Below are 23,531 nucleotides of genomic sequence, written 5' to 3' on the forward strand. Positions count from 1 at the left end.
CGGCCGATGACCGCCCTGCTCCTGCTGCCCCTGCTGCTGCCCTGCGCCCTGCCGGTGCTGGCCCGGCGGGCCCTCGCCCGGCTGGCCCCGGCCGCCGCGCTGTGGGCCGTGACGGGCTGCGCGGTGGTCCTCGCCGGCTGTTCGCTGGCCGCGCTCGGCGCCTTCGTGCTGATCGGGCTGCTCAGGCTGTCCCTGTTCGCCGCGTTCGGCGAGTTCATCCACCCCCTGCACACCGCCTCCGCCCTGATCGTGGTGCCGGCCGCCGCCACCTCGGTCGGTGTCCTCGCCGTCTGCTGCTGGACCCTCGTCCGCTCGGTGCTGCGCCAGAGCCGGGCCTTCCGGATCGCCCGCACCGAGGCCGGGCGGCGGCCCGCCGCCGGTGATCTGTGCGTGGTGGACTCGCCCCGCCCCGACGCCTACGCGCTGCCTGGCCGCCCGCACCGCATCGTGGTCACCACGGCGATGCTGCGCAGCCTGGACGGGCCCGAGCGGGAGGCGCTGTTCGCGCACGAGCGGGCGCACAACGAGGGCGGCCACCACTACTTCCTCGCCGCCGCCGAACTCGCCGCGCACTGCCATCCGGCGCTGCGACCGGTCCGTACGACCATCCGGCTGGCCGCCGAGCGGGCCGCCGACGAGGCCGCCGCCGCGCGGGTGGGGGACCGGCGGCTGACCGCGCGGGCCATCGCCCGTGCCGCCCTCGCCGGGCATGCCGCAGGCACCCCGCGGCCGGACTTCGCGGCCGCGGCGACCACGGGCCCGGTCCCGCAGCGGGTGCAGGCCCTCCTGGGCGCGCCCGGCAGGCCCCGCGCGGGCCGGGCCGTCGCCGCGCTGCTCATCGCCTGCACCGCCCTGTCCGGGATGACCGCGGCGGCCGGGCTGGTGGACTTCCACCACCGGGTGGAGGTGGCGCAGGGCGAGGAAGCGCCCTGACGCGGCAGGGCCGGGACGCTTCCTCGGCGCGAAACCCGCGGGGGCCCCTGGCGTGACCCTCGTGAACGGCCCTGCGTGGCCCCCTGAACGGCCTTGTCACGACACCCGTCCGACGTCTTCGCGACGCGCGTAGACAACTCCCTGGCAACGCGCGTAGACAAGGATCTGGTTTTACGTATAACCTCACCGGCTAACCAACCCCGTCGGCACCGTCGGCCGCCTGATCGACCCCGGTACAACCCTGCTGAGGAACGCCCTGCCATGACCGCCCCCCGCATCGACACCGACACCCTCCGCCGCCTCCCCAAGGCCGTGCTGCACGACCACCTCGACGGCGGCCTGCGCCCCGCCACCCTGGTGGAGCTGGCCGCCGAGGTCGGGCACCGGCTGCCCACCACGGACCCGGACGAGCTGGCCGCCTGGTACGTCGAGGCCGCCAACTCCGGTGACCTGGTGCGCTACATCGCCACCTTCGAGCACACCCTCGCCGTGATGCAGACCCGCGAGGGCCTGCTGCGCACCGCCGAGGAGTACGTCCTGGACCTCGCCGCCGACGGCGTGGTCTACGGCGAGGTGCGCTACGCCCCCGAGCTGAACACCCAGGGCGGGCTGAGCCTCGCCGAGGTCGTGGAGAGCGTGCAGGAGGGCCTGGCCGCCGGTATGGCGAAGGCCGCCGCCGCGGGCACCCCGGTGCGCGTCGGCACCCTGCTGTGCGGCATGCGGATGTTCGACCGCGTCGCCGAGGCCGCCGGCCTGGCCGTGGCCTACCGGGACGCCGGTGTCGTCGGCTTCGACATCGCCGGTGCCGAGGACGGCTTCCCGCCCGCCGACCACCTGGCCGCCTTCGAGCACCTGCGCCGCGAGAGCGTGCCCTTCACCATTCACGCCGGTGAGGCGTACGGCCTGCCCAGCATCCACCAGGCGGTCCAGGTGTGCGGCGCCCAGCGCATCGGGCACGGCGTGCGGCTGACCGAGGACATCGTGGACGGCAAGCTCGGCCGGCTCGCCTCCTGGGTGCGCGACCGCCGGATCGCCCTGGAGATGTGCCCCACCTCCAACCTCCAGACCGGCTGCGCCACCTCGATCGCCGAGCACCCGATCACCGCGATGAAGGACCTCGGCTTCCGGGTCACCCTGAACACCGACAACCGGCTGGTGTCGGGCACCACCATGACCCGGGAGATGGCGCTGCTGGTCGAGGAGGCCGGCTGGGGCGTCGAGGACCTGCGGACCGTCACGGTGAACGCGCTCAAGAGCGCGTTCATCCCGTTCGACGAGCGCACGGCCCTCATCGAGGACGTGGTCCTGCCCGGCTACGCCGCCGCGCTCTGAACCAGCCCCTTGAGGTAGGCGGCCTGTCCGATGTGCTGGAGATCGTCGGACAGGACGCTCACCAGGCGGACGCCGAGCGTGACCGGCGGGTCCCAGCGCTCGTCCACGACGCCTTCGAGGTCCTTGGCGGCCAGCGAGCGCAGCGCGCCCAGCGTCCGCTCGTGCACCGCGTCGTAGTACCCGGTCAGCAGCTCGGCGCTGTCCACCCGCACCTTCGCGACCTTGGCCGGGGTGTGCCCGTAGCCGGTGTCGGCGCGCGGCAGATCGAGCCCGAACCGCTTCTCCCAGCCGTCGGAGAGCCACACCTGGTCGAGGCCGAAGGCGTCGGCGATGTGATCGTCCTGCACCCGGGTGAGATGCCAGACCAGCCAGGCGATGGTGTTGGCGCCCGGGGCCGGGCTGTGGTGCAGCTCGTCCGGTCCGAGGCCGTCGACGGTGTCGTGGACTTCTTCCTGGATGCGGCCGTAGCCGTCGATGAGGATGTCCTTGGCATGCATACCGTCCACCATCACAGATGGACGGCGCGCCCGCGTCCGCAATTCAGGACGACCGGTACGGCGCCAGGCCCTCCGACTCCAGCAGGGCGACGAGGGCGCGGGCCGCGGGGCTGGTGGAGTGCTCGTGCGGCAGCAGGGCCACCGTCTCGTACGCGGCCTCGCCCGTCCCCTTGAGCGGCAGCGCGGTCAGCGTGGGCCGCTTGTGCCGGAAGTGCCGGGGCACGACCGCGATGCCCAGGTTCTCGTCCACCAGGTCCAGCAGCGTGTGCACGTCGTTGACCTCCAGCGCGACCGTGCGCCGTACCCCCGCCGCGGCGAAGGCGGCGTCGGTGGCGCGGCGCGGGCCCCAGTCCGGATGGAAGTCGACGAAGACCTCACCGGTGAGGTCGTCCGGGCACAGCAGGGCCCCGGTCGCGGCGAGCCGGTGCCGGGGATGGCACAGCACGGTCATCGGCTCGCTGGTCAGCGACACCGAGCGCAACTGGTCGCCGTCCGCGCGGGTGCGGTACGCGAAGGCCAGGTCGAGGCGCCCCGCCGCGACCTCCTCGGCCAGCGCGCCCGAGCCCGCCTGCCGCAGCCGGATCTCCACGTCCGGGTGCTCGCGCCGGAACGCGGCCAGCAGCCGGGCCACATGCACCCCGGCGATGCACTGCTCGGTGCCCAGCGCCAGCGTGCCGCGCAGCACGCCCTGCACCGCCGCGACCGCCTCGTGCGCCGCGCGCACCTGCGCGAGGATCCGCTCGGCCTCCGTCAGCAGCGCGCGTCCCGCCTCGGTCAGCGTCACCCGCCGGGTGGTGCGCACGAACAGCGGTGCCCGCAGCTCCCGTTCCAGCGCCCGGATGGACGCGGACAGGCCCGACTGGGACACCATCAGCCGCTCGGCGGCCCGGGTGAAGTGCTGGTCCTCGGCGACCGCGACGAAGTGCTGGAGATGACGCAGTTCCATGATTGAGCAGCCTAACCGCTCAATTCCATCCGATTCTCCCATTGGACCGTCGGCCGCCGCCGGGGAATCCTGGACCGGAAGATCCGTGCCCACCCCCTGGAGTCGCGTTGTACACCGCATCCCCCGACCGTTACGCCGAGATGCCCTACCGGCGCACCGGACGCAGCGGCCTCAAGCTCCCCGCGCTGTCGCTCGGCCTGTGGCACAACTTCGGACCCGACCGCCCCGTGGAGACCCAGCGGGCCATCCTGCGCCGCGCCCTCGACCTCGGTGTCACCCACTTCGACCTGGCCAACAACTACGGCCCGCCGCCCGGCGCCGCCGAGTCCGCGCTCGGCGCCGCCCTCGCCGCGGACCTCGCGCCCTACCGCGACGAGCTGGTCATCTCCACCAAGGCCGGCTATCTCATGTGGCCGGGCCCGCACGGCGAATGGGGCTCGCGCAAGTACCTGCTCGCCTCGCTCGACCAGAGCCTGAAGCGGATGGGCCTGGAGTACGTCGACATCTTCTACTCGCACCGCCCCGACCCGGACACTCCGCTGGAGGAGACGATGGGCGCCCTGCACACGGCGGTCCAGCAGGGCAAGGCGCTCTACGTCGGCATCTCCAACTACTCCGCCGAGCAGACCCGGGAGGCCGCCCGCATCCTCGCCGACCTCGGCACCCCGCTCCTCATCCACCAGCCGCGCTACTCGATGCTCGACCGGCGCCCCGAGGACGAGGGCCTGCTCGACGCCCTGGACGAACTGCGGGTCGGCTCCATCGTCTACTCCCCGCTGGAGCAGGGCCTGCTCACCGGCCGCTATCTGAAGGGCATCCCGGAGGGCTCCCGCGCCGCCGGCGACAGCCCCTTCCTCAGGCCCGAGGCGGTCACCGAGGACCTCGTCGGACGGCTGCGCGCGCTCCAGGAGATCGCCGAGTCCCGCGGCCAGAGCCTCGCCCAGCTGGCCCTCGCCTGGGTGCTGCGCGGCGGCAGGGTCACCTCCGCCCTGGTCGGCGCGAGCAGCGCCCGCCAGCTGGAGGACAGCGTCGGCGCCCTGCGCAACCTGGACTTCGACGCGGCGGAACTGAAGCGGATCGACGCGATCGTACGGCCGTAGCACCGCACCCCTCGCGCCGACCCCCGCACGCGGCCCGGCCTTCGCCCCACCCGGGGCGGGGAAGCCGGGCCGCGTGCCGTCACGCACCCTCGGGGACCCGGTCCAGGAACCCCATCACCTGGCGGATACGGCCCTCGCCGTCCAGGGTGACGACGTCGAACCCGGCGACCGGCGCCGAACCGTCCGCCTCGTTCACCAGCTCCCAGCCGAAGCGCACCACGTCGTGGTGCCCGTCCACCGCGCCGAGCGGGCGGAAGGCGAACCCGGGGAACTGCTCGTGGGCCGCGGCGATCACGGCCGCCACGCCCTCGTGCCCGCGGACGTCGGCGAGCGGGTCGGTGTAGGAGCCGTCCGCGGCCCAGGCGGCGGCGACCGCCTTGCGCAGCGCCTCCGGCTCGGTGGCGTTCCAGGCCTCGAAGTAACGCGCGGCGGCGGTCTCGTAGCGTTCGGTGTTCACGGACATGGTGAATCAGCCTCCGTCAAAGTCGTCTGTGCTGGTCGGACCCCGGATCGGGGTTTCGCCGACCCGGTGGAACCACCATGCCCGAGGGGTGCCCGACGGGTCGATTACCTCCGGGGTCATGCCCGCGGCGCCCCGCAGGACCCCATCATTTCGACCAAAAAGGGTGGGGAATATGCCAACAGAGTGGCCGGAAAGTCGTGGTGACAGTGTTTCGGCCGTGGCGATACTCGAACATCGAGGGGCACTTCACCGCACGGAGCCGCACGGAGAGCGAGGTCCGCCCGGCACACCGGACGAGGCGACGGGGGAGTGATACGTGCACGACGAATTCCTGTGCCATGTCACGGCATACGGGGTGTGCGGCGGCCGGCGTATCGGCGTACCGCTCGGCACCTACCGTGCGCCGACCCTGGCACTGGCTCTGTGGTGGCTGCGCGACCGCGCGTCCTGGATCGCCGAGCGGCTCGACCCCAGTCCGGAGGCCGTCCCCTTTCCGGCGGGGGCGCTGGTGCCGGTCGCGGAGACGGTCGCCGACGTACCCGCGCTGCTGCGTGCCTGGTGCGCCGACGACGGCCAACAGGAGCGCGTGGCCGAGGAGTTGGCGGAAGGGCGGCTGGTGCGGATCGCCGCGAACGACGACACCACCGAGTACGAACTGCTCGCCGAGTCCGTCGACGCCCTACGGATGCAGCGCACCGTTCCCGCGCTCGTGGTGCCCATCGGGTGACCGCCGCCCGCGGCGCACCACCGGGACGAGCAGCGCGCCGAGGAACCCGGCGACCAGCCCCCACAGCGCGCCCAGACCCACCGCCTGCCAGGTCCGCGGCCGCAGCAGCAGCTCCCCGGACAGCCCGCCGCCCAGGTCGCCGATGCCGAGCAGGGACAGCCCGTAGTGCGCGGAGATCCGGCACAGCAGGCAGATCGCGAGCAGGGTGAGGGCGAGCGCGACGGCGAGGCGCACGGCGTGCAGCCACGGCGGGGTGCGGGGCGGTGAGCGCAGGGCCGCCCGGACGGCGACCCCGAGCAGCAGCACTCCGGCCGCCACCGGCAGCCAGACCATCCGGCCGTCGTACTCCGTCAGCGTGCGCAGATTGACCTCCGAGACATCGGGGGTGCGCAGCAGCACGTCCAGGATGTGCGGGGCCGGCAGCCCGAACGGGCCGTCCACCCGGCCGTTCCAGGTCGCGCCGAGGCCGACGGTCAGCGCGGGCCAGACCAGGTTGGGCAGGCCGAGCAGGATCAGCGCGAACGTCGTCCGCGCATGTCCCCGGGAGGCCGCCGTGACGAGCGCGGCCACGAGGCCCACGACGACCGCGGCCAGCAGCAGCTCCACCATCGCGCGGGCGACGGGACGCGCCCGCTCCCGCCACCGCGGCAGCCGTCCCGGCAGCGGCACCCGGCGCGCCACCAGCAGCGCCACCACCAGCACCCCGGCCAGCCACAGCAGCGCGAACAGCACGGTGGTCGGCACGTCCGCGGCGAACCCGATCCGGGGCTCCGCCTCGAACAGCGAGGTCAGATCGTTGAGCGTGCCGCTGCCCACGTCCACCGCGAACGTCTCCCGGGCCGCGAAGGCGAGCCCGGTCAGCGCCGGCAGCCACAGGACGGCGATCCGCGCGGCCCACCGGGCCAGTTCCCCGGCCGAGGCGACCGTCCGCCGCCGCAGCGGGCGCAGAAAGCCCGCGCCGAGCACCAGCGCACCGGCCAGCGCCACCGACAGGGGGAGTACGGTGATCCCGGCCTCGGTCCTGGCCAGGGCGCCCGCGTCGCCGGCGAGCTTGATGCTGCCGCCGACCGCCGTCACCACGGTCGCCGCGAGCACCCGGGGGAACGCGCCGTCCGGCAGTCCCGCCGCACCCGCCGCCCACAGCCCGGCCGCGGCCACCAGCACCATCACCGCGAGCCCGGTCAGCACCAGGGCCAGCGCCTGGGGCCAGCCGTGCCGGGCGACGGGCCGCGCGCAGACGGTCAGGGGGCTCACGCCTGCCACGCTAAGCAGCGGCCGGGCACCCCGCCCGCCGGGTGGTCCGTCCGCGCCGCGGGCCGGGCGGGACCGTGACGCTCGCCACGGTGCGCGGTCGGTGAACGCCTGGACTGCGGGGCGCGGCTCGGGGTAAGAGGACTGGTGCGAATACGGCCGAACGGACCGGGCCCGTGGCCCGCGAGAGAGACAGCATGACCGAGCATCTGGGCGGGGCAGTGATACCGACCGGCTTCGACGTACCCGTCGAGCCGCTGAGACGCGCGACGCATTTCACCGGCGAACCCGGCTGCATCGCCGAGGCGCGGGCCTTCGCGGCCCAGTTCCTGGAACAGCTGCGCACCGAGTGGTGCGCCGACATCGACCGCGGCGCGGACGGGGAACTGCTCCTGCTGGTGAGCGAGCTGGTCACCAACGCCGACCGGCACAGCGACGGCCCCTACATCCTGGAGCTGGAGGGCACCGACACCGCCGTCACGGTGTCCGTGTGCGACAGCAGTACGGCGCTGCCCCAGCTCTTCCCCAAGAACCCGCAGCGCATCGGGCGGCACGGCCTGGAGATCGTGCACGCGCTCGCCACCGAGGTCGCCGTCGAGCGGGTCCCGGTCGGCAAGCGGGTGATCGCCCGCTTCGCGCTGCCACGCTGAACGCCCGGACCGTCTCGGTGCCGGGCGTTCAACGTGCGATCAGCGTGCGGGAAACCCTCTTGTCTCGTTCGCCTCGCGGCTCAGGCGCAGCCCAGCTCGCCCAGCATGCCCTGCCGCAACCGGGTGATGATCCGCTTGATCAGCCGTGAGACATGCATCTGGGAACAGCCGAGCCGTTCCCCGATCTCCGCCTGGGTGGCCTCCTCCACGAACCGCAGATGGATGATCTGCCGGTCCCGCTCGCTCAGCTCCGCCATCAGCGGCGCCAGCGCGTGGAAGTCCTCCACCAGGCGCAGCCCCTCCTCCTCCACTCCGATGAAGTCGGCGAGCACCGCCTCGCCGTCCTCGGGACCGTCACCCGTGAGCGCGGCGTCCAGCGAGGAGGAGTTGTAGCCGTTGGCGGCGAGCTGCCCCTCCAGCACCTGCTCCTCGGAGAGGTTCATCAAGGTGGCCAGCTCGGCGACCGTCGGATCCCGGTCGAGACGGCTGGACAGCTCCTCGCGCGCCTTGGCCAGCTCCACCCGCAGCTCCTGGAGCCGCCGCGGGACGTGCACCGCCCAGGTGGTGTCGCGGAAGAACCGCTTGATCTCACCGACGATGTACGGCAGTGCGAAGGAGGTGAACTCCACCTCCCGGGACAGCTCGAACCGGTCGATGGCCTTGATCAGGCCGATCATGCCGGTCTGGACGATGTCCTCCATGTCGTCGCCGCGGCCCCGGAAACGGCCGGCCGCGAACCGCACCAGCGACATGTTCATCTCGATGAGGGTGTTGCGCGCGTACTGGTACTCGTGGGTCCCCTCCTCCAGCTCGGTCAGCCGGCGGAAGAACTGGCGGGACAGCTGACGCGCGTCCCGCGGGGCCACGGACGTGGGGTCCCCGATGCCGGGCAGTGTCCCCGTGTCCGTCCCGTCCTGCTCGGTCCTCTCGACGACCACTGTCTGCGACCGCATCCCGGCGGTATCCATTACCTCTCCCACGAAAGTCACGGTTCGACGTCTGCCCTTTTCGGCCTCTGCGTCCGGTCCCTGCACTGCTGTGTCCTCGGCGTGTACCCCGGATCCGGTAGATCATTCCTGCCGGTGGGGTCGTTCACGGCGCGGGTACCCCCGGTGACTCGGCGCATGCTCACCTCGTACGGCACTGGCTGGAAACAGCCGTTCCGGTCGGGCCCGGGCGCGGGAGCGGCCTCTCCCCGGCCGTGCGATATTTCCCCGTAGCTCAGGGAAGAACGCCCGTACGTCCCCGGCCGGCGCGACAGGCCGCACCGATGAGTTTTCGGCCGCGCGCCGGTCTGTACCCCGACCGGATTTCCCTTATCCAGGAGGTGCTCATGACCACCGACGGATTCACCACATGCCTCTGGTTCGACGGCCGGGCGGAGGAGGCCGCGCACTACTACGTGTCGATCTTCAAGAACTCCCGAGTGGAGCGCGTCGGCCGCCACACCGACGCGGGACCCGGCCCAGCGGGCTCCGTGCTGGCCGTCGAGTTCACCGCCAACGGCCAGCGGTTCATGGCGCTCAACGGCGGCCCCCAGTTCACCTTCAACGAGTCGGTCTCCTTCCAGATCTTCTGCTCCGACCAGCAGGAGATCGACCACTACTGGAACCGGCTCACCGAGAACGGCGGCGAGGGCGGCTCGTGCAGCTGGCTCAAGGACAAGTACGGCGTGTCCTGGCAGGTCGTCTACGACCGGCTGCTCGACCTGTTGAACGACCCCGACCCAAAGAAGTCCGCCCGCGTGGCCCGCGCCATGATGAGCATGGGCAAGCTGGACGTCGCCGCCCTGGAGAAGGCCTACGCGGGGGACTGACACGGAAAGCTCTCACGGAGGACCGGACTCACCCGGCCTCGGTGAGGATCTCGGCGATCACATGCCGGGAGTTCTTTGCCAGGGCCGGGTTGGTGTCCCAGTAGTACGGCAGCTGGATCAGCGCGACCGACAGCGCCCAGCCCCGCCCCCGCGCCCACTCGGCCTCGTCCGCGCCGGCCGCCTCCCGGAAGACGCCCCGCACGCAGGCGGGCAGCAGGTTCCACGCCGGCATGAGGTCCACCGCCGGATCGCCCGCCCCCGCACAGCCGAAGTCGATGACCGCGCCGAGCCGCCCGCCGTCGACCAGCACATTGCCGGGGGACAGATCGCCGTGGGCCCACCGCGGCGGCCCGCCGTGTGCCGGGGCGGCCACCGCCCGCTCCCACAGCTCCGTGACCGCCCGCGCGTCCACCCGGTCGCCCAGCTCGGCGACCGCCGCGCGGGTCGGCTCGTCCCGCTCGGGCAGGGGACCGCCCCGGTAACCGGTCGGCGCGCCGTCCGCCTCGACACGGCGCAGCGCCCGTACGAACAGCCCCAACTCCTCGGCCAGTTGCTCCGGTCGCTCCACCGCTCCCGCCACCGGATTCGTCCCCGCGAGCCAGCGGTAGACGGACCAGGGCCAGGGAAAGTCCGCGTCCGGCTCACCCGCGCCCACCGGCTCGGGTACGGCCACCGGGAGCCGCGGTCCCAGCACCGGCAGCCAGCGCCGCTCGTGCGCCAGGTCCGGGACTGCCCCGGGACGCCGGGGGAGCCGTACCACCAGCTCGCCGCCCAGCCGGAACATGGCGTTCTCGGTGCCGGAGGAGGCGAGCCGTCGTACCGGCAGCGCGGACCACTGCGGAAAGCGGCGGGCGATCAGGCGCCGGACCAGCGGGGCGCCGAGATCCAGTTCGTCGGCGTGCATCCTCGGTGTGTTCACAGTGGCCATCCGAGCGCGCCGACGCCCCCGCTGTCGAGGGAATTTCAGCGCCCCGGCACCAGCACCGCGGCGCCGTCGAAGCGGCCCGCCTTCAGATCGCGCAGCGCCTCAAGGGCCCGGTCGAGCGGATAGGGGTGGGTGGTCGCGCGGACCCCGTAGCGGGCCGCAAGGGTGAGGAACTCCCGCCCGTTCGCACGGGTGTTGGCGGTGACGCTGCGCAACTCCTTCTCGTAGAACAGGTCCGTCTCGTAGTGCAGCGGCGGTACGTCACTGAGATGGATGCCCGCCACCGCCAGCACCCCGCCCCGGTCCAGGGCGCGCAGCGCGACCGGCACCAGATCGCCGACCGGCGCGAAGAGGATCGCCGCGTCCAGCGGCTCCGGCGGCTCCTCGTCCAGATCCCGCGCGGAGGCCGCGCCCAGCTCCAGGGCGAGCCGCCGCGAGACCTCGTCCCGGGTGATCACATGCACGGTGGCGCCCTCGGCGAGCGCGACCTGCGCGCACAGATGGGCGCTGCCCCCGAAGCCGTACAGGCCAAGGCGCCCGCCCCGCGGCAGCGCGGACCGGCGCAGCGCGCGGAAGCCGATGATCCCGGCGCACAGCAGCGGCGCCGCCGACACATCGTCCAGCGCCTCGGGCAGCCGGTAGGCGAAGGCGGCCGGCACCGTCGTGTACTCGGCGTAGCCACCGTCCGCGTCCCACCCGGTGTACTGGGAGCGCGGGCACAGATTCTCGGCGCCCCGCGCGCAGTAGGCGCACACCCCGTCGGTGCGGCGCAGCCAGGCCACGCCCACCCGGTCGCCCGGCGCGAAGCCGAACACCTGCGAGCCGAGCCCCGCCACCTCGCCGACCACCTCGTGTCCGGGCGTCACCCCGGCCCGGCGCAGCGGCAGCTCGCCCTCGGTGACATGCAGATCGGTCCGGCACACCCCGCACGCCCGCACCCGCACCAGCAGCTCGTCCGGACCCGGGGCGGGCACCGGCCGCTCCACCAGCTCCAGCGGCTCGCCCTCGACCGGCCCCGGCGCCACCACCGACCACGCCCGCATCGTCATCGCCCAAGCCCTTCCGCAGACGGCCCCCGTCCAGTGTCCGACAGCGATCCGCTCGGCGCGCGGCCCGGCCGGGGGCTGGCTAGCGTGAGCAGGCGGGGGCCCCGACGACTCCAGGAGGGCCGCGAGCATGGCCGTACATCCCGAGGGAACGCCCTGCTGGGCCGATGCGATGTTCACCGACCTGGAGAGCGCCAGGAAGTTCTACGGCGAGGTCCTCGGCTGGACCTTCGCCGACTCCACGGCGGAGTACGGCCACTACACGCAGGCATCCGTCGACGGCAGGGCCGTCGCCGCCGTGGTCCCGCCGATGCCCGGCCAGGAGGGCCAGTCCCGGTGGTGTCTGTACTTCGCCTCGCCGGACGCCGCCGCCACGGCCGAGAAGGTACGGCGGCACGGCGGTGACGTACTGATGGAGCCCATGCGGGTCGGCGACCTCGGCACCCTGTGCCTGGCCCGGGAGCCCAGCGGGGCCGTGTTCGGTGTGTGGCAGGCGGGCACCCACGAGGGCTTCGAGGCGACGGCGGTTCCGGGCGCCTACTGCTGGGCCGAGGTGTTCACCCGCGAACCCGAGAAGGCGGACGCGTTCTTCCGCGCGGTCTTCCCGTACCGCACCAAGGACATCGTGGACGACGCGGTGGACTTCCGGATGTTCGCGGTGGGGGAGGACACCGTGCTCGGACGGATGCGGATGACCGACGACTTCCCGCCCGAGGTGCCCTCCTACCTCAATGTCTACTTCACCGTCGCCGACTGCGACGCGGCCGTCGCCGCGGCGACCCGGCTCGGCGGCACCGTCCGCTTCGGGCCGATGAGCAGCCCCTTCGGCCGGTTCGCGACGATCAGCGACCCCCAGGGCGCCGACTTCTCGGTGATCGACATCACCACCACCGAGGGCGAGCCGCCCCGGATCGAGGACGCCTGAGCGAGGGCCTCCCCGGCTCGGTCGGGGCACCGGCGCCGTCATGGGATGATCGTGCGCATGCGTGAACGAGTGGTGGCCGCGTGCGACGGGGCTTCGAAGGGAAACCCCGGACCGGCCGGATGGGCATGGGTGGTCTCGGACGACGACGAGCGGACGCCCGCTCGCTGGGCGGCGGGCCCACTGGGCCGGGCCACCAACAACGTCGCCGAACTCACCGCCCTGGAGCGGCTGTTGAGCTCCGTCGACCCCGCCGTCGAACTGGAGATCCGGATGGACTCCCAGTACGCGATGAAGGCCGTCACCACCTGGCTGCCCGGCTGGAAGCGCAACGGCTGGAAGACCTCCGGCGGCAAGCCGGTCGCCAACCAGGAGCTGGTGGTCAGCATCGACGCGCTCCTGGAGGGCCGCTCGGTGGAGTTCCGCTACGTCCCGGCCCACCAGGTCGACGGCGACCCGCTCAACGACTTCGCCGACCGCGCGGCCAGCCAGGCCGCCGTCGTACAGGAACCGGCGGGCAGCGAGCTGGGCTCGCCGGTGCCGCCGCCCTCGCCCGACACGCCCAAGTCGGGCGCCCCGCGCAAGAAGACGGCCCGCCGCACCGGGGGCGCGTCCGCCGCGTCCTCCTCGTCGCGCACCATCAAGGCGAAGTTCCCCGGGCGCTGCCTGTGCGGCCGCTCCTACGCGGCGGGCGAGTCCATCGCCAAGAACGCGCAGGGCTGGGGCCATCCGGAGTGCCGCACCGCCGAGGCCTGAGCGGGCCGCCGCCCCGAGCGACCCGGCCTCCCGTGGCAGCGGGCGCCGGGTGACAGACTGTCGCCATGGACGAACGTGTAATCGACAGGTCGGGTCAGTGGGCGTCGGCGGTCGGGCTCGGCACCTGGCAGCTGGGCGCGGACTGGGGCGATGTGGCCGACAAGGACGCGCTGGCCGTCCTGGAGGCCGCCGCCGAGTCCGGGGTCACCTTCTTCGACACCGCCGACGTCTACGGCGACGGGCGCAGCGAGCAGACCATCGCCGCCTTCCTGAGCGGCCGCCCCGATCTGCATGTGCTGGTGGCCACCAAGATGGGCCGCCGCGTCGACCAGCTCCCCGAGAACTACGTCCTCGACAACTTCCGCGCCTGGAACGACCGTTCGCGGCGCAACCTCGGTGTCGACCGGATCGACCTGGTGCAGCTGCACTGCCCGCCCACCCCCGTCTACTCCACCGACGCGGTGTACGACGCGCTGGACACCCTGGTCGAGGAGGGGCGTATCGCCGCGTACGGCGTGAGCGTGGAGACCTGCGCTGAGGCGCTGGCCGCGATCGCCCGGCCGAACGTGGCCAGTGTGCAGATCATCCTCAACCCGTTCCGGATGAAGCCGCTGCGCGAGGTGCTGCCCGCCGCCCGCGCGGCCGGTGTCGGCATCATCGCCCGGGTGCCGCTCGCCTCCGGGCTGCTGTCCGGCAAGTACACCAAGGACACCGTCTTCGCCGCGAACGACCACCGCACCTTCAACCGGCACGGCGAGGCGTTCGACCAGGGCGAGACCTTCTCCGGCGTCGACTACGAGACCGGTGTGGAGGCGGCCGCCGAGTTCGCGGCGCTCGCCCCCGAGGGCTACACCCCGGCCCAGCTGGCGCTGCGCTGGATCATCGAGCAGGACGGCGTCACCACGGTCATCCCCGGCGCCCGCAACCCCGAGCAGGCCCGCGCCAACGCGGCCGCCGCGAAGCTGCCCCCGCTGCCGCCCGGGACGTTCACCGCGATCCGGGACCTGTACGAGCGGCGGATCGCGGAGCAGGTCGAGCACCGCTGGTAGCCGCGCGGGTGCGCACCGTTTGAAGGCGCGGCCGGGCGGTTACCTGGATCGCATGACCGAGGACGACCGCCACCGGGGGCGCCATGAGACCGAGGAGGAGCGGGCCGACCGGATGTGGGGTGAACTCATCCAGGAGGTCCGCGTCGCCCAGACGGGCGTGCAGATCCTGTTCGGCTTCCTGCTGACCGTCGTCTTCTACCCGAAGTACGGCCAACTGCCCGACACCGACCAGCACATCTACATCGTCACCGTGGTGCTCGGCGCCTGCACCACCGGCGCCCTGATCGGACCGGTCTCGCTGCACCGCCTGGTCTCCGGGCGCCGGGTCAAGCCCCGGGCGGTGCGGCTCGCCGCCCGGCTGACCTTCCTCGGCCTGGTGCTGCTGCTGGCCACCATGACCTCGGCCCTGCTGCTCATCCTGCGGGTGGCCACGCACGACAGCTATGTGCCCTGGCTGGTCGCGGCCGTCGTCGCCTGGTACCTGGTGTGCTGGTTCGGCCTTCCGCTGTGGGCCGGGCGCCGGCACACCACCGCCCCGGAAAACCGGTGACGGCCCGGCGAGCGGGACGCGTAGGGTCCCGCCATGCCCGAGCTGCAACCGCTGCGCCCCGACCACGCCCCCGCACTGCTCGCCTTCGAGCGGGAGAACCGGGCGTACTTCGCCCGCGCCGTCCCCGACCGGGGCGACGAGTACTTCGCCCGGTTCGCCGAGCGGCACCGGGCGCTGCTCGCCGAACAGGAGGCGGGCGGCTGCCGCTTCCATGTCGTGGCCGGCCCGGACGGGGAGATCCTCGGCCGGGTCAACCTCGTGGACATGGCGGACGGCGGCGCCGCCCTCGGCTACCGGATCGCCGAGCGCGCCACCGGCCGGGGCCTGGCGACCTGGGCCGTACGGGAGCTGTGCGCACGGGCCGCCGACTCGTACGGGCTGACCTTCCTGACGGCCGCGAGCAGGGTGGAGAACCTGGCCTCGCGGGCCGTGCTGGCGCGCACCGGTTTCACCGTGGTCGGCGAGACCCGGCTGTCCGGTCTGCCGGGCCTCACGTACCGGCGCGCGCTGACGGCCGCCCCGTGACGGCAGCCGCTCATCCGGTGGCGAGGATGTCCGCCAACAGCTCGTCCACCGGGGCCCGTTCACGGCCCGGCGGCACGATCTCCCGGGTCTCGCGCAGGAACATGGCCACGGCCGGCGCCCAGGCGTGCACCACCGCCCGCTGCCGCCCGCCGTCCGGACGCGTCTCCCCGAGGAACTCCAGGCGCAGTTCGTGCCACATCCCGGTGTCGGCGGGCCGCAGCCGTACGTCGCCGACGCCGACCGGCCTGTCCAGTCCCTCGGCGAGCATCTCCCGCTCCAGGCGCCACTGGGCCAGCACATGGCCGTCGTGGGCGAAGACGGCGGTGACGGCGAAGGGGTCCTCGGCGTCGTAGCCGAGATGGGCGAGGACCGGGAAGCGGCCGGTGCCGGGGGCGTGGAGCTGCACCACCAGGGTCTTGTGCACGAAGGTGTTCACGCTGGGAACCTCCCGGGACGATCGGCGTATGTGCCTCCATGTACCCCGTTCGCCCCGGTCGAGGCCCCGTCAGCCGAACGCCTCCCGCAGCGCGGGCAGCAGGGTCTTCGCCGACCAGCGAAGGAACTCGGGCTGGGTGTCGCCCCCGATCTGCACCAGGGCGATCTCCTCGAACCTCGCCCGCGCGTACGGTCGTACGGCCTCCAGGAAGGCGTCCGGGTCGTCGCCGCACGGAATGGAGGCGGCCACGTCGTCGGGGGTGACGAATTGGGTCGCGGACTCGAAGGAGTCGGGGTGGGGCAGCTCGGCGTTCACCTTCCAGCCGAGGCCGAACCAGCGGAACTGGGCGTGGGCGCGCTTGACGGCCGTGTCCCGGTCGGGGTCGTAGCTCACCGGCAGCTGGCCGACGCGGGGCTTGCCGCGGCCGCCGTGGCGGTCGAACGCCGAGAGCAGTCCGGGCTTCGGCTCGGTCGCGATCACCAGGTCGCCGAGCCGCCCCGCGAGCCGGCAGGACTGCTCGCCGGAGACCGCGATGCCGATCGGCGGGGGCTGTTCCGGCACGTCCCACAGCTTGGCCGACTCCACCTGGTAGTGCCGGCCGTGGCGGGTGACGTGCTCGCCCCCGAACAGCGCGCGGATGATGTCCACGGCCTCTTCCAGCATCTCGTGGCGCACGTCGACCGGGGGCCAACCGCCGCCCACCACATGCTCGTTCAGATTCTCACCGGCGCCGAGCCCGAGCCGGAACCGGCCCTCGGACAGCAGCTGCACGGTCGTCGCCTTCTGGGCCACGACGGCCGGGTGGTAGCGCCGAATGGGACAGGTCACATAGGTCATCAGCGGGATCCGCGAGGTGGCCTGCGCGGCGGCGCCCAGCACGCTCCACGCGTACGAGGAGTGCCCCTGCGCACGCAGCCAGGGAAAGTAGTGGTCCGAGATCACCGAGAAGTCGAACCCGCTCTCCTCGGCTCCCACCACATGCTCCACCAGCTCCCGGGGCCCGGCCTGCTCGGTCATCATCGTGTATCCGATTCGCGCCATAGGTGCCGAGTCCCCGGCTCGCCGCCCCTGAAAACGACAGGGGCGGCCGGGCTCCGCGGGCAGGCGGGGAACGGACGGGGGCCCGGGGGCCTCACCCCAACCCGAAACGCTCCGCCCAGCCCGTCACCTCTGCCAGTGTCGTGTTGCCGCCGCACACCACGAGGCCCAGCCGGGCGCCGGGGCCGACGCGGGAGAGGATCTCGCGGGCGGCCGGGAGCAGACAGCCCGCGGCCGGTTCCGCCCAGAGTTTGGCGTGGGTGGCGAGGTCCAGACAGCCCCGGACGGCCTCGTGGTCGGGAACCACCAGGACGTCCTCGACCAGCTTGGCCGCGTGGTCGTAGGTCAGCCGGGACACCGTGGGCGCGCTGAGGGTGGTGACCAGGGAGGAGAGCGGGACCGGCACCGGGCCGCCCGCCGTGAGCGCGGCCGACATCGCCTCGGCGCCCGCCGTCTCCACGCCCCACACCCGCACCCCGGGCCGCCGGGCCCGCAGCGCCGCCGCGATGCCCGAGATCAGCCCGCCCCCGCCGATGCTGACGACGACGTCCGTCAGGTCCTCGGCGGCGTCCTCGGCCAGTTCGAGGCCGACCGTGCCCTGCCCGGCGATCACGGCCGGGTCGTCGAACGGGTGGACCAGCGTCAGCCCCTCGTCCGCGAGCCGCATCCCCAGCTCGAAGGCGCCGTCCATGCCGTCGGTCAGCCGCAGCGACGCCCCGGCCTCCTCCGCGAGCGCGCGCGAACGCGCGGGCGCGGTGCGGGGCATCACCACCGTCGCCTTCACATCGAGGGCCGCCGCCATCACCGCGAGCGCGATCCCGTGGTTGCCGCCGCTGACCGCGACCACGCCCGCCGCCCGCTCCGCCTCGCTCAGCGACAGCAGCTTCGCCGCCGCCCCGCGCGCCTTGAACGAGCCGGTGCGCTGGAGCAGTTCGAGCTTGACGGTGACCGGGGCGCCGAGCAGCGCGCCGAGCCCGGGGCTCGCCACGGTCGGCGTCCGCACCACATGCGGGGCGATCAGCTCGGCCGCGGCTTCGATCTCGGAGATGCCGATCACGGTGTGCCACCCTTTCCGTTCAGTGCTGCTGCGGCTTGTGCTGGGTCAGCTCGCTCGGACGTACGACGACCACGCCCTCGCCCCGCAGCATCAGCTGTACGGCCTCGCCGGAACCGCCGCGCAGCATCGACCCTATCGACTGCGAGCGGTGCAGCGAGGTCTCCAGCGCCTCGCTCCAGCCGACCACCGCGTCCGTGTCGACGTACACCGGCTGCTCCGCCGAGACCGGGATGACCAGCGGCTCGCCGTCGCAGACCAGACCGAGTCGGCCGCTGCCGCTGAACACGCTGTTGAACAGGCCGCCTGCGGTGATGCCCGAGCCCTTGACCGTCCGGATCTCGTACGACAGCGACGGGTCGAAGCACAGCACATGCCGGCCGCCCACGGTGAACCGGTCGCCGGGCTCCAGCTCCACGACGAAGCAGTTCTGCGCCTCGTGCGCGAGCCAGACCTCGCCCCGCCCGCGCACCGCCATCAAGGGCAGCCCCTCTCCGGTGACCGCGCGCTTGAGCATGCCGCCGACGCCCTGACCCTTGCGCTCGAACCGCAGGTCACCGCGGTGGGCGACCATCGCGCCCTGCCGGGCGTACATCTCGCCGTCCACCGTGTACCGCAGGCACTTGGCGTTCTCGGCGGACATCCCGGGTTCGGTGGCCGCCCGTACCATGTGCCGACTGGAAAAAAGATCACCCTTCATGCGGGCATCCTGACCCGAGGGCACACCTTCTGCCAAGATCAGGACGCCCGCCGTCCCGCTCCTAGTCCTTGCCCGCGGCCGGGGGCCAGCGCTTGCCCTGCTTGCCGCAGAACGCTGAATCCAGCGTCCCCGCGAGCGTGTTGAGCACTTCACCGTTGTTGGACGTGGTGGCGACGGCCGTCATGCTCCGGCCGCCGTCCTTCGTCGCGAACGCGTACGTGTAGTAGCCCTGCACCGTCCCGGTGTGTCCGTACACCGAGATCCCGCACGACAGATCGCGGCGCCGCAGCCCGAGCCCGTACGCCGTGGTGGCGTTGACGCGGTTCATCTTCTCCATCTCGGCGAGCCGCGCCGCCGACATCAGCCGGCCGCCGAGCAGCGCGCTGTAGAAGGTGTTCAGGTCCCGCGCGCTGGAGATGATCGCGCCCGCGCTCTGCGCCCACGACACCGTCTGCTCGGTGGCGTCCACCAGCGGATCGCCCGCCTTGTCGGGGGTGAGGTAGCCGTGCGCGTGGGGACCGGGGATCGCGGTGTCGGGGTGGACGTAGAAGGTGTCCTGGAGCTTCAGCGGCCCGAAGATCCGGTTCTGGTACTCGGTCCGCACCGAGTGCCCGGTGATCTTCTCGATGAGCATGCCGGCGACCACGAAGTTGGTGTTCGAGTACGAGTACGCGGCGCCGGGCGCGTTGGTGCGGGGGTGCTTCAGGGACAGCGCCACCAACTCCCGGTAGGTGAAGACCCTGTTGCGGACCGCCTCGAACCCGGGGACGCTGTTCGCGAACATGTCGTTCGTGAAGTCGTACAGCCCGCTGCGGTGGCCGAGGACCTGGCGCACCGTGATCGCGTCGTCCGGCAGCAGCCCCGGCAGATAGCGGTTCACCGGCGCGTCCAGCTCCAGCCGGTGCTCGTCGACGAGTTGCAGCAGGACGACCGCCGAGAAGGACTTGGTGACGCTGCCGACGCGGAACCGGTCCCCGGCGTCCATGGCCCGCCGGGTGCCGCGGTCGGCGTACCCGTACGTCGTCCGGTACATCGTGCCGTGGTCGTCGACCCGGGCCAGCGCGCCCGGCGCGCCCTGGGCCACCGCCGACCGCAGCACCGCGGTCAGGCCCGCGGTGTCGGGTGCCGGAAGTCCGTCCGCCGCAGCCGATTCCACCGCCGGTACCGCGAGCAGCGACAGCGCGACCGCTCCGAGGACCGCGCCTCTGCTCACCATGGCTGACACCATCGGGCATCCACTCCCATCCGTACGACTGCCGATGCGACATCGGTCACATTCCGGCCTGGGAACCTAGGGGATCGAGGCCACGTCTCCACAGCCGACACACAGTTGGTCATTTCCCGATCACTCTCTGGCGCCGATTTGCAAAGGATTGCCCTAGAAGATCGCGAAATGGATCATTCCTGGTTTACGTGCACATGACTGATCCGTAAGGGTGAGCCCTCGGGGGCCCGACCAGCCCCCTGGTGCCGAAGGGCGCCATGTCACAGGGCGGTTGACGTTCCGCCGCCCTTCACAGAAGGAACCCTGATCAGATTGCGTAAACCGCACATACGCTCAGTGGCGGTCGCGGTCGCGGTGGCGACCGCCGCAACGGGCCTGGCCGGTACGGCCTTCGCGGGCCCCACGACGGGGGAGGCGCGCTCCGTCGCGTCCGTCACCGACTCCGCCGCCGTGGTGACCGCGGCCCGCACCGCGGCCTTCGCGCACGCGTCCGCGACCGGCGTCTCCACGGGTGACGAACTCCGGGCCCAGGACGTCATGCTGGACCCCGAGGGCGCCCGGCACGTCCGCTTCGAGCGCACCCACAACGGCATGCCGGTGCTCGGCGGCGACCTCGTGGTCCACCTCGACCACAAGCTCGCCTACACGGGCGTGACCCGCGCCGCCGGCCAGACCGTCAAGCCGGCCGCCGCCACCAAGGCCAAGCTGACCGCGGGTCAGGCCGCCGCCAAGGCCGCCCAGGCGGCCAAGGGCGAGGCCGGCACCGCCCAGCTCGTCGTGGACGCCCGCGACGGCGCCTCCGCGCTCGCCTACCAGGTGACCGTGACCGACCAGGACGGCACCAACACCGTCGTGGTCGACGCCGTCACCGGCAAGGTGCGCAGCAACACGCCCGACAGCGACCAGTTCCTGTCGCCGAAGCTCGTCAAGAGCCTCCAGAAGAGCGGCGTGACGGCCACCCCGTCCACGGGTGACGCCCGCGCCGCGGCCCTGGGCCGCGCCGACGCCCCCACCGGCGCCAAGACGGCCTTCCCGTCCGCCGCGAACGGCACGGGCAAGACCCTCTACGTCGGCAGCGTCGGTCTCACCACCACGCAGACCTCGCGCGGCCACTACCAGCTCGCCGACCCGAGCCGGTACGGCACCGAGGTGCGCGACGCCAAGGGCAAGAGCACGGAGAGCTTCACCGCCGGTACGAAGTTCACCGGCACCAGCAACGTGTGGGGCAACGGCGCGACCTCCAACCGCGCCAGCGCCGCCGCCGACGCCCAGTACGGCATCACCAAGACGCTGGACTTCTACAAGAAGACCTTCGGCCGCAAGGGCATCGCCGACAACAGCAAGGCCGCCCACGGCCTGGTGCACTGGGGCAACAAGGTCGCCAACGCCTTCTGGGACCCGACCTGCAACTGCATGCTCTACGGCGACGGTGACGGCCAGACCTTCAAGAAGCCGCTGGTCGTCCTCGACGTCACCGGTCACGAGCTGACCCACGGCGTGGTGGACTCGACCGCCAAGCTGGAGCCGACCTACGTCGACGCGGACGGCAACCAGTACGGCGAGCCGGGCGCGCTCAACGAGTCGCTGGCGGACATCTTCGGCTCCAACGTCGAGTTCTACGCCAACAACAAGCAGGACACGCCCGACTACCTGATCGGCGAGAAGCTGGGCCTTTCGCAGAAGTTCCTGCGCCGCCTGGACCACCCCTCGCTGGACAAGCTCGAGGGCACGATCGACTACTGGACTCCGGACACCTACTACACCGAGGTGCACGCCGGTTCCGGTGTCTCGTCGCACGCCTACTACCTCCTCGCGGAGGGCAGCGGCAAGAAGACGATCAACGGCGTGGCATACAACTCGCCGACGTACAACAAGTCCACGGTGAAGGGCATCGGCCGCACCAAGGCCACCGCCATCTTCTACCGTGCGCTGACCCGCTACATGGTGTCCACGACCGACTTCCACGGCGCGCGCCTCGCGACGCTCCAGGCGGCCAAGGACCTGTACGGCGCGAACAGCACCGAGTACAAGACGGTGAACCAGGCGTGGGGGGCGGTCAATGTGACCGTCGCGAACACGCCGGCCGCCAAGCACTGACGGCTTCGCGTACGACCGGATGCCCCGCCTCGCGCGGGGCATCCGCATGTCCGGGCCCGTGCGGGGCAACCGGACCTCCCGACGCCGCCGCACCCATGGACGGTGGCGAGCCGACGAGGGAGGGGAATCGATGACCGCCCACCGAGGTGCGGATCCGGGCCCGCGGCGGGACCATGTCGTGCGTGGGATACGCGGGTACGGCCGCGGGGGTCCGGCCGGGTTCCGACGGGCCGGGCGCCTCGTGAACGGCCGGTTCGGGCGCGGCTGCCGCCTTGCCGCCGCCCTGCTGACGGTCGCCGCCTGCCAGGCCGGCCCCGCCGCCCGCGCGGTCCTCCATCCGCCCGGCGCCCCGGGCCGCCCCTCCGGAGTGCTGACCTGGGCGGCGAGCGCGGAACGCATGGGCGCGGGCGTCGCGGGCGCGCAGTACCGGATGATCGTGCACGCCAGTGTCGGCGGCAGCGCGCCGCGGATCCGCTTCACCAACGCCTTCGGCGACCGCCCGCTGACCCTCGACCATGTCTACGCGGGCCTGCGCGCCCGGGGTGCCGCCCTGCGCCCCGGCGGCAACCACGCCCTGACCTTCGGCGGCGCCCACCGCATCACCGTCCCGGCCGGCTCCGTGGCCTGGAGCGATCCGCTGCCCGGCCGGGTGCCCGCCGGTGCCGACCTCGCGGTGAGCCTGCGCACCCCGGGGGCCGGGGGCCCGGCCAGCGGCCATGAGCTGGCACTGCAGACGTCGTACACGGGGCTGGGCGGCGACCTCACCGCCGAGGACGGCGGCGCCCACTGGACACGGACCACCGGCGCCTGGTGGTACGTCGACGCCGTCGCCGTACGCCCCGACCGCCCGGCCACCGGCGCCGTGGCCGCGCTCGGCGACTCCCTCACCGACGGCTGGCAGTCCACCGCCGACCGCAACCGCCGCTGGCCCGACTACCTGGCCCGGCGCCTGCACACGGCCCAAGGCGCCCTCCAGGGCGTGGCCGACGAGGGCATATCCGGCGACAAGCTGCTCGCCGACAGCGCCGGGGACGGCGCCGGGCAGAGCATCCCGCACCGCCTGGACCGGGATGTGCTGTCCCAGCCCGGGGTGCGCACCGTCGTGCTCTTCGCGGGCGTCAACGACCTCAAGGCGCACACCGGCGTCACGGCGGCCGAACTCATCGCCGGATACCGGCGGTTGGCGCACCGGGCGCACGCGGCCCACCTGTGCGTGGTGGCCGCCACCATCAGCCCCTTCAAGGGCTGGCCGGAGTGGGACCGCGACGCGGAGGCCGTACGCCGGGAGGTCAACCACTACCTCCGCGGCCGCGGGGAGTTCGACGCCGTCGCCGACTTCGACCGCACCTTGCGCGACCCCCGCGACCCCGAGCGCCTGCGGCCCCGGTACGACGGCGGCGACCATCTGCACCCCGGTGACCGGGGCATGCGGGCCCTCGCCGACAGCCTCGACCTGAAGCGGCTGGACTGCGCGCGCTGAGGTTTCCCCGCCG

At 72.8% G+C, this 23,531-nt stretch carries 25 protein-coding genes; 13 read left to right on the forward strand and 12 right to left on the reverse strand.

What is annotated here, in order from left to right:
- The first annotated feature begins 6 nt into the window (after positions 1-6).
- Together AB0N90_RS02160 and AB0N90_RS02165 are read left to right on the forward strand one after the other, a co-directional pair.
- Complete coding sequence (locus tag AB0N90_RS02160; protein ID WP_365192319.1) at positions 7-933, forward strand: M48 family metalloprotease; 927 nt, start codon at positions 7-9, stop codon at positions 931-933.
- Positions 934-1,194: 261 nt separating this feature from the next.
- The gene (locus AB0N90_RS02165) at positions 1,195-2,265 is read left to right on the forward strand and encodes an adenosine deaminase (RefSeq protein WP_365192321.1); all 1,071 of its coding nucleotides are present in this window, start codon (positions 1,195-1,197) and stop codon (positions 2,263-2,265) included.
- On the opposite strand, the gene AB0N90_RS02170 is transcribed toward AB0N90_RS02165, so the two are convergent.
- On the reverse strand, positions 2,247-2,762 hold the full coding sequence (locus AB0N90_RS02170) for a DinB family protein (protein WP_361670165.1): 516 nt from the start codon (positions 2,760-2,762) through the stop codon (positions 2,247-2,249). The two genes, AB0N90_RS02165 and AB0N90_RS02170, sit on opposite strands and share 19 nt — an antisense overlap.
- A gap of 43 nt (positions 2,763-2,805) precedes the next feature.
- Positions 2,806-3,708: a LysR substrate-binding domain-containing protein gene (locus tag AB0N90_RS02175; RefSeq protein ID WP_365192323.1), complete on the reverse strand. Its 903-nt coding sequence runs from the start codon at positions 3,706-3,708 to the stop codon at positions 2,806-2,808.
- Between the two features lie 107 nt (positions 3,709-3,815).
- Here AB0N90_RS02175 and mgrA point away from each other — a divergent pair, with 107 nt between their 5' ends.
- Positions 3,816-4,808 carry an L-glyceraldehyde 3-phosphate reductase gene (gene mgrA, locus AB0N90_RS02180; RefSeq protein ID WP_365192324.1) on the forward strand — a complete coding sequence of 331 codons (993 nt, stop codon included), beginning with the start codon at positions 3,816-3,818 and terminating at the stop codon, positions 4,806-4,808.
- A 79-nt stretch (positions 4,809-4,887) separates the two neighbouring features.
- On the opposite strand, the gene AB0N90_RS02185 is transcribed toward mgrA, so the two are convergent.
- Entirely contained in the window at positions 4,888-5,271 is a 384-nt protein-coding gene (locus AB0N90_RS02185) for a nuclear transport factor 2 family protein (RefSeq protein ID WP_365192326.1), read from the reverse strand.
- 316 nt (positions 5,272-5,587) lie between these two features.
- On the opposite strand from AB0N90_RS02185, the gene AB0N90_RS02190 reads away from it, so the two are divergent.
- Positions 5,588-5,998: a hypothetical protein gene (locus AB0N90_RS02190; RefSeq protein WP_361670175.1), complete on the forward strand. Its 411-nt coding sequence runs from the start codon at positions 5,588-5,590 to the stop codon at positions 5,996-5,998.
- Here AB0N90_RS02190 and AB0N90_RS02195 read toward each other — a convergent pair.
- Positions 5,951-7,252, reverse strand: coding sequence for a streptophobe family protein (locus AB0N90_RS02195; protein WP_365192328.1), 1,302 nt, complete (start codon positions 7,250-7,252; stop codon positions 5,951-5,953). The genes AB0N90_RS02190 and AB0N90_RS02195 overlap by 48 nt on opposite strands.
- 194 nt (positions 7,253-7,446) lie before the next feature.
- Here AB0N90_RS02195 and AB0N90_RS02200 point away from each other — a divergent pair, with 194 nt between their 5' ends.
- On the forward strand, positions 7,447-7,899 hold the full coding sequence (locus AB0N90_RS02200; protein WP_365192330.1) for an ATP-binding protein: 453 nt from the start codon (positions 7,447-7,449) through the stop codon (positions 7,897-7,899).
- Positions 7,900-7,979: 80 nt separating this feature from the next.
- Here AB0N90_RS02200 and AB0N90_RS02205 read toward each other — a convergent pair whose 3' ends face one another.
- Positions 7,980-8,867: an RNA polymerase sigma factor SigF gene (locus tag AB0N90_RS02205; RefSeq protein ID WP_232984199.1), complete on the reverse strand. Its 888-nt coding sequence runs from the start codon at positions 8,865-8,867 to the stop codon at positions 7,980-7,982.
- Between the two features lie 365 nt (positions 8,868-9,232).
- On the opposite strand from AB0N90_RS02205, the gene AB0N90_RS02210 reads away from it, so the two are divergent.
- Positions 9,233-9,715 carry a VOC family protein gene (locus tag AB0N90_RS02210; RefSeq protein ID WP_361670180.1) on the forward strand — a complete coding sequence of 161 codons (483 nt, stop codon included), beginning with the start codon at positions 9,233-9,235 and terminating at the stop codon, positions 9,713-9,715.
- A gap of 28 nt (positions 9,716-9,743) precedes the next feature.
- Here the strand turns inward: AB0N90_RS02210 and AB0N90_RS02215 are convergent, their stop codons facing one another.
- Positions 9,744-10,643, reverse strand: coding sequence for an aminoglycoside phosphotransferase family protein (locus AB0N90_RS02215; protein ID WP_365192331.1), 900 nt, complete (start codon positions 10,641-10,643; stop codon positions 9,744-9,746).
- Between the two features lie 35 nt (positions 10,644-10,678).
- Positions 10,679-11,683, reverse strand: a complete 1,005-nt coding sequence (locus AB0N90_RS02220) for a zinc-binding alcohol dehydrogenase family protein (protein WP_365192788.1) — start codon at positions 11,681-11,683, stop codon at positions 10,679-10,681.
- 133 nt (positions 11,684-11,816) lie between these two features.
- Here AB0N90_RS02220 and AB0N90_RS02225 point away from each other — a divergent pair, with 133 nt between their 5' ends.
- The 5 genes from AB0N90_RS02225 to AB0N90_RS02245 all read left to right on the forward strand — a co-directional run bounded on the left by AB0N90_RS02225 (position 11,817) and on the right by AB0N90_RS02245 (position 15,488).
- The gene (locus AB0N90_RS02225; protein WP_365192332.1) at positions 11,817-12,611 is read left to right on the forward strand and encodes a VOC family protein; all 795 of its coding nucleotides are present in this window, start codon (positions 11,817-11,819) and stop codon (positions 12,609-12,611) included.
- 45 nt (positions 12,612-12,656) lie between these two features.
- On the forward strand, positions 12,657-13,364 hold the full coding sequence (locus AB0N90_RS02230) for a ribonuclease H (RefSeq protein ID WP_365192334.1): 708 nt from the start codon (positions 12,657-12,659) through the stop codon (positions 13,362-13,364).
- A 65-nt stretch (positions 13,365-13,429) separates the two neighbouring features.
- Positions 13,430-14,413: an aldo/keto reductase gene (locus AB0N90_RS02235; RefSeq protein ID WP_361670192.1), complete on the forward strand. Its 984-nt coding sequence runs from the start codon at positions 13,430-13,432 to the stop codon at positions 14,411-14,413.
- A gap of 52 nt (positions 14,414-14,465) precedes the next feature.
- Entirely contained in the window at positions 14,466-14,963 is a 498-nt protein-coding gene (locus AB0N90_RS02240) for a DUF6328 family protein (protein WP_365192336.1), read from the forward strand.
- 33 nt (positions 14,964-14,996) lie between these two features.
- The gene (locus AB0N90_RS02245) at positions 14,997-15,488 is read left to right on the forward strand and encodes a GNAT family N-acetyltransferase (protein ID WP_365192338.1); all 492 of its coding nucleotides are present in this window, start codon (positions 14,997-14,999) and stop codon (positions 15,486-15,488) included.
- A gap of 10 nt (positions 15,489-15,498) precedes the next feature.
- Here AB0N90_RS02245 and AB0N90_RS02250 read toward each other — a convergent pair whose 3' ends face one another.
- The 5 genes from AB0N90_RS02250 to AB0N90_RS02270 form a co-directional block, all read right to left on the reverse strand.
- Positions 15,499-15,924 carry an SsgA family sporulation/cell division regulator gene (locus AB0N90_RS02250; RefSeq protein WP_365192339.1) on the reverse strand — a complete coding sequence of 142 codons (426 nt, stop codon included), beginning with the start codon at positions 15,922-15,924 and terminating at the stop codon, positions 15,499-15,501.
- 69 nt (positions 15,925-15,993) lie between these two features.
- The gene (locus AB0N90_RS02255) at positions 15,994-16,965 is read right to left on the reverse strand and encodes an LLM class F420-dependent oxidoreductase (protein WP_365192340.1); all 972 of its coding nucleotides are present in this window, start codon (positions 16,963-16,965) and stop codon (positions 15,994-15,996) included.
- A gap of 91 nt (positions 16,966-17,056) precedes the next feature.
- A complete protein-coding gene (locus tag AB0N90_RS02260; RefSeq protein ID WP_365192342.1) occupies positions 17,057-18,019 on the reverse strand; it encodes a threonine/serine dehydratase in 963 nt (320 codons plus the stop codon).
- A 19-nt stretch (positions 18,020-18,038) separates the two neighbouring features.
- Entirely contained in the window at positions 18,039-18,716 is a 678-nt protein-coding gene (locus AB0N90_RS02265; RefSeq protein ID WP_365192344.1) for an AIM24 family protein, read from the reverse strand.
- A 61-nt stretch (positions 18,717-18,777) separates the two neighbouring features.
- On the reverse strand, positions 18,778-19,944 hold the full coding sequence (locus AB0N90_RS02270) for a serine hydrolase domain-containing protein (protein ID WP_365192346.1): 1,167 nt from the start codon (positions 19,942-19,944) through the stop codon (positions 18,778-18,780).
- A 333-nt stretch (positions 19,945-20,277) separates the two neighbouring features.
- Between AB0N90_RS02270 and AB0N90_RS02275 the strand changes: the two genes are divergently transcribed.
- Positions 20,278-22,038 (forward strand): M4 family metallopeptidase, encoded by a 1,761-nt coding sequence (locus AB0N90_RS02275; RefSeq protein WP_365192347.1) that lies wholly within the window; start codon positions 20,278-20,280, stop codon positions 22,036-22,038.
- Positions 22,039-22,168: 130 nt separating this feature from the next.
- On the forward strand, positions 22,169-23,518 hold the full coding sequence (locus tag AB0N90_RS02280) for an SGNH/GDSL hydrolase family protein (RefSeq protein ID WP_365192349.1): 1,350 nt from the start codon (positions 22,169-22,171) through the stop codon (positions 23,516-23,518).
- The last annotated feature ends 13 nt before the right edge of the window (positions 23,519-23,531 follow it).

The organism is Streptomyces sp. NPDC093018 (genome assembly GCF_040684035.1).
GTDB classification, from domain to species: domain Bacteria; phylum Actinomycetota; class Actinomycetes; order Streptomycetales; family Streptomycetaceae; genus Streptomyces; species Streptomyces murinus.

Coding starts and splice junctions, on each gene's coding strand:
- AB0N90_RS02185 (WP_365192326.1), bottom strand. CDS start 5,271: ATGTCCGTGAACACCGAACGCTACGAGACCGCCGCCGCGCGTTACTTC.
- AB0N90_RS02230 (WP_365192334.1), top strand. CDS start 12,657: ATGATCGTGCGCATGCGTGAACGAGTGGTGGCCGCGTGCGACGGGGCT.
- AB0N90_RS02160 (WP_365192319.1), top strand. CDS start 7: ATGACCGCCCTGCTCCTGCTGCCCCTGCTGCTGCCCTGCGCCCTGCCG.
- AB0N90_RS02205 (WP_232984199.1), bottom strand. CDS start 8,867: ATGGATACCGCCGGGATGCGGTCGCAGACAGTGGTCGTCGAGAGGACC.
- AB0N90_RS02235 (WP_361670192.1), top strand. CDS start 13,430: ATGGACGAACGTGTAATCGACAGGTCGGGTCAGTGGGCGTCGGCGGTC.
- AB0N90_RS02280 (WP_365192349.1), top strand. CDS start 22,169: ATGACCGCCCACCGAGGTGCGGATCCGGGCCCGCGGCGGGACCATGTC.
- AB0N90_RS02165 (WP_365192321.1), top strand. CDS start 1,195: ATGACCGCCCCCCGCATCGACACCGACACCCTCCGCCGCCTCCCCAAG.
- AB0N90_RS02270 (WP_365192346.1), bottom strand. CDS start 19,944: ATGGTGTCAGCCATGGTGAGCAGAGGCGCGGTCCTCGGAGCGGTCGCG.
- AB0N90_RS02170 (WP_361670165.1), bottom strand. CDS start 2,762: ATGCATGCCAAGGACATCCTCATCGACGGCTACGGCCGCATCCAGGAA.
- AB0N90_RS02255 (WP_365192340.1), bottom strand. CDS start 16,965: ATGGCGCGAATCGGATACACGATGATGACCGAGCAGGCCGGGCCCCGG.
- AB0N90_RS02245 (WP_365192338.1), top strand. CDS start 14,997: ATGCCCGAGCTGCAACCGCTGCGCCCCGACCACGCCCCCGCACTGCTC.
- AB0N90_RS02175 (WP_365192323.1), bottom strand. CDS start 3,708: ATGGAACTGCGTCATCTCCAGCACTTCGTCGCGGTCGCCGAGGACCAG.
- AB0N90_RS02210 (WP_361670180.1), top strand. CDS start 9,233: ATGACCACCGACGGATTCACCACATGCCTCTGGTTCGACGGCCGGGCG.
- AB0N90_RS02240 (WP_365192336.1), top strand. CDS start 14,466: ATGACCGAGGACGACCGCCACCGGGGGCGCCATGAGACCGAGGAGGAG.
- AB0N90_RS02265 (WP_365192344.1), bottom strand. CDS start 18,716: ATGAAGGGTGATCTTTTTTCCAGTCGGCACATGGTACGGGCGGCCACC.
- AB0N90_RS02215 (WP_365192331.1), bottom strand. CDS start 10,643: ATGGCCACTGTGAACACACCGAGGATGCACGCCGACGAACTGGATCTC.
- AB0N90_RS02225 (WP_365192332.1), top strand. CDS start 11,817: ATGGCCGTACATCCCGAGGGAACGCCCTGCTGGGCCGATGCGATGTTC.
- AB0N90_RS02200 (WP_365192330.1), top strand. CDS start 7,447: ATGACCGAGCATCTGGGCGGGGCAGTGATACCGACCGGCTTCGACGTA.
- AB0N90_RS02220 (WP_365192788.1), bottom strand. CDS start 11,683: ATGCGGGCGTGGTCGGTGGTGGCGCCGGGGCCGGTCGAGGGCGAGCCG.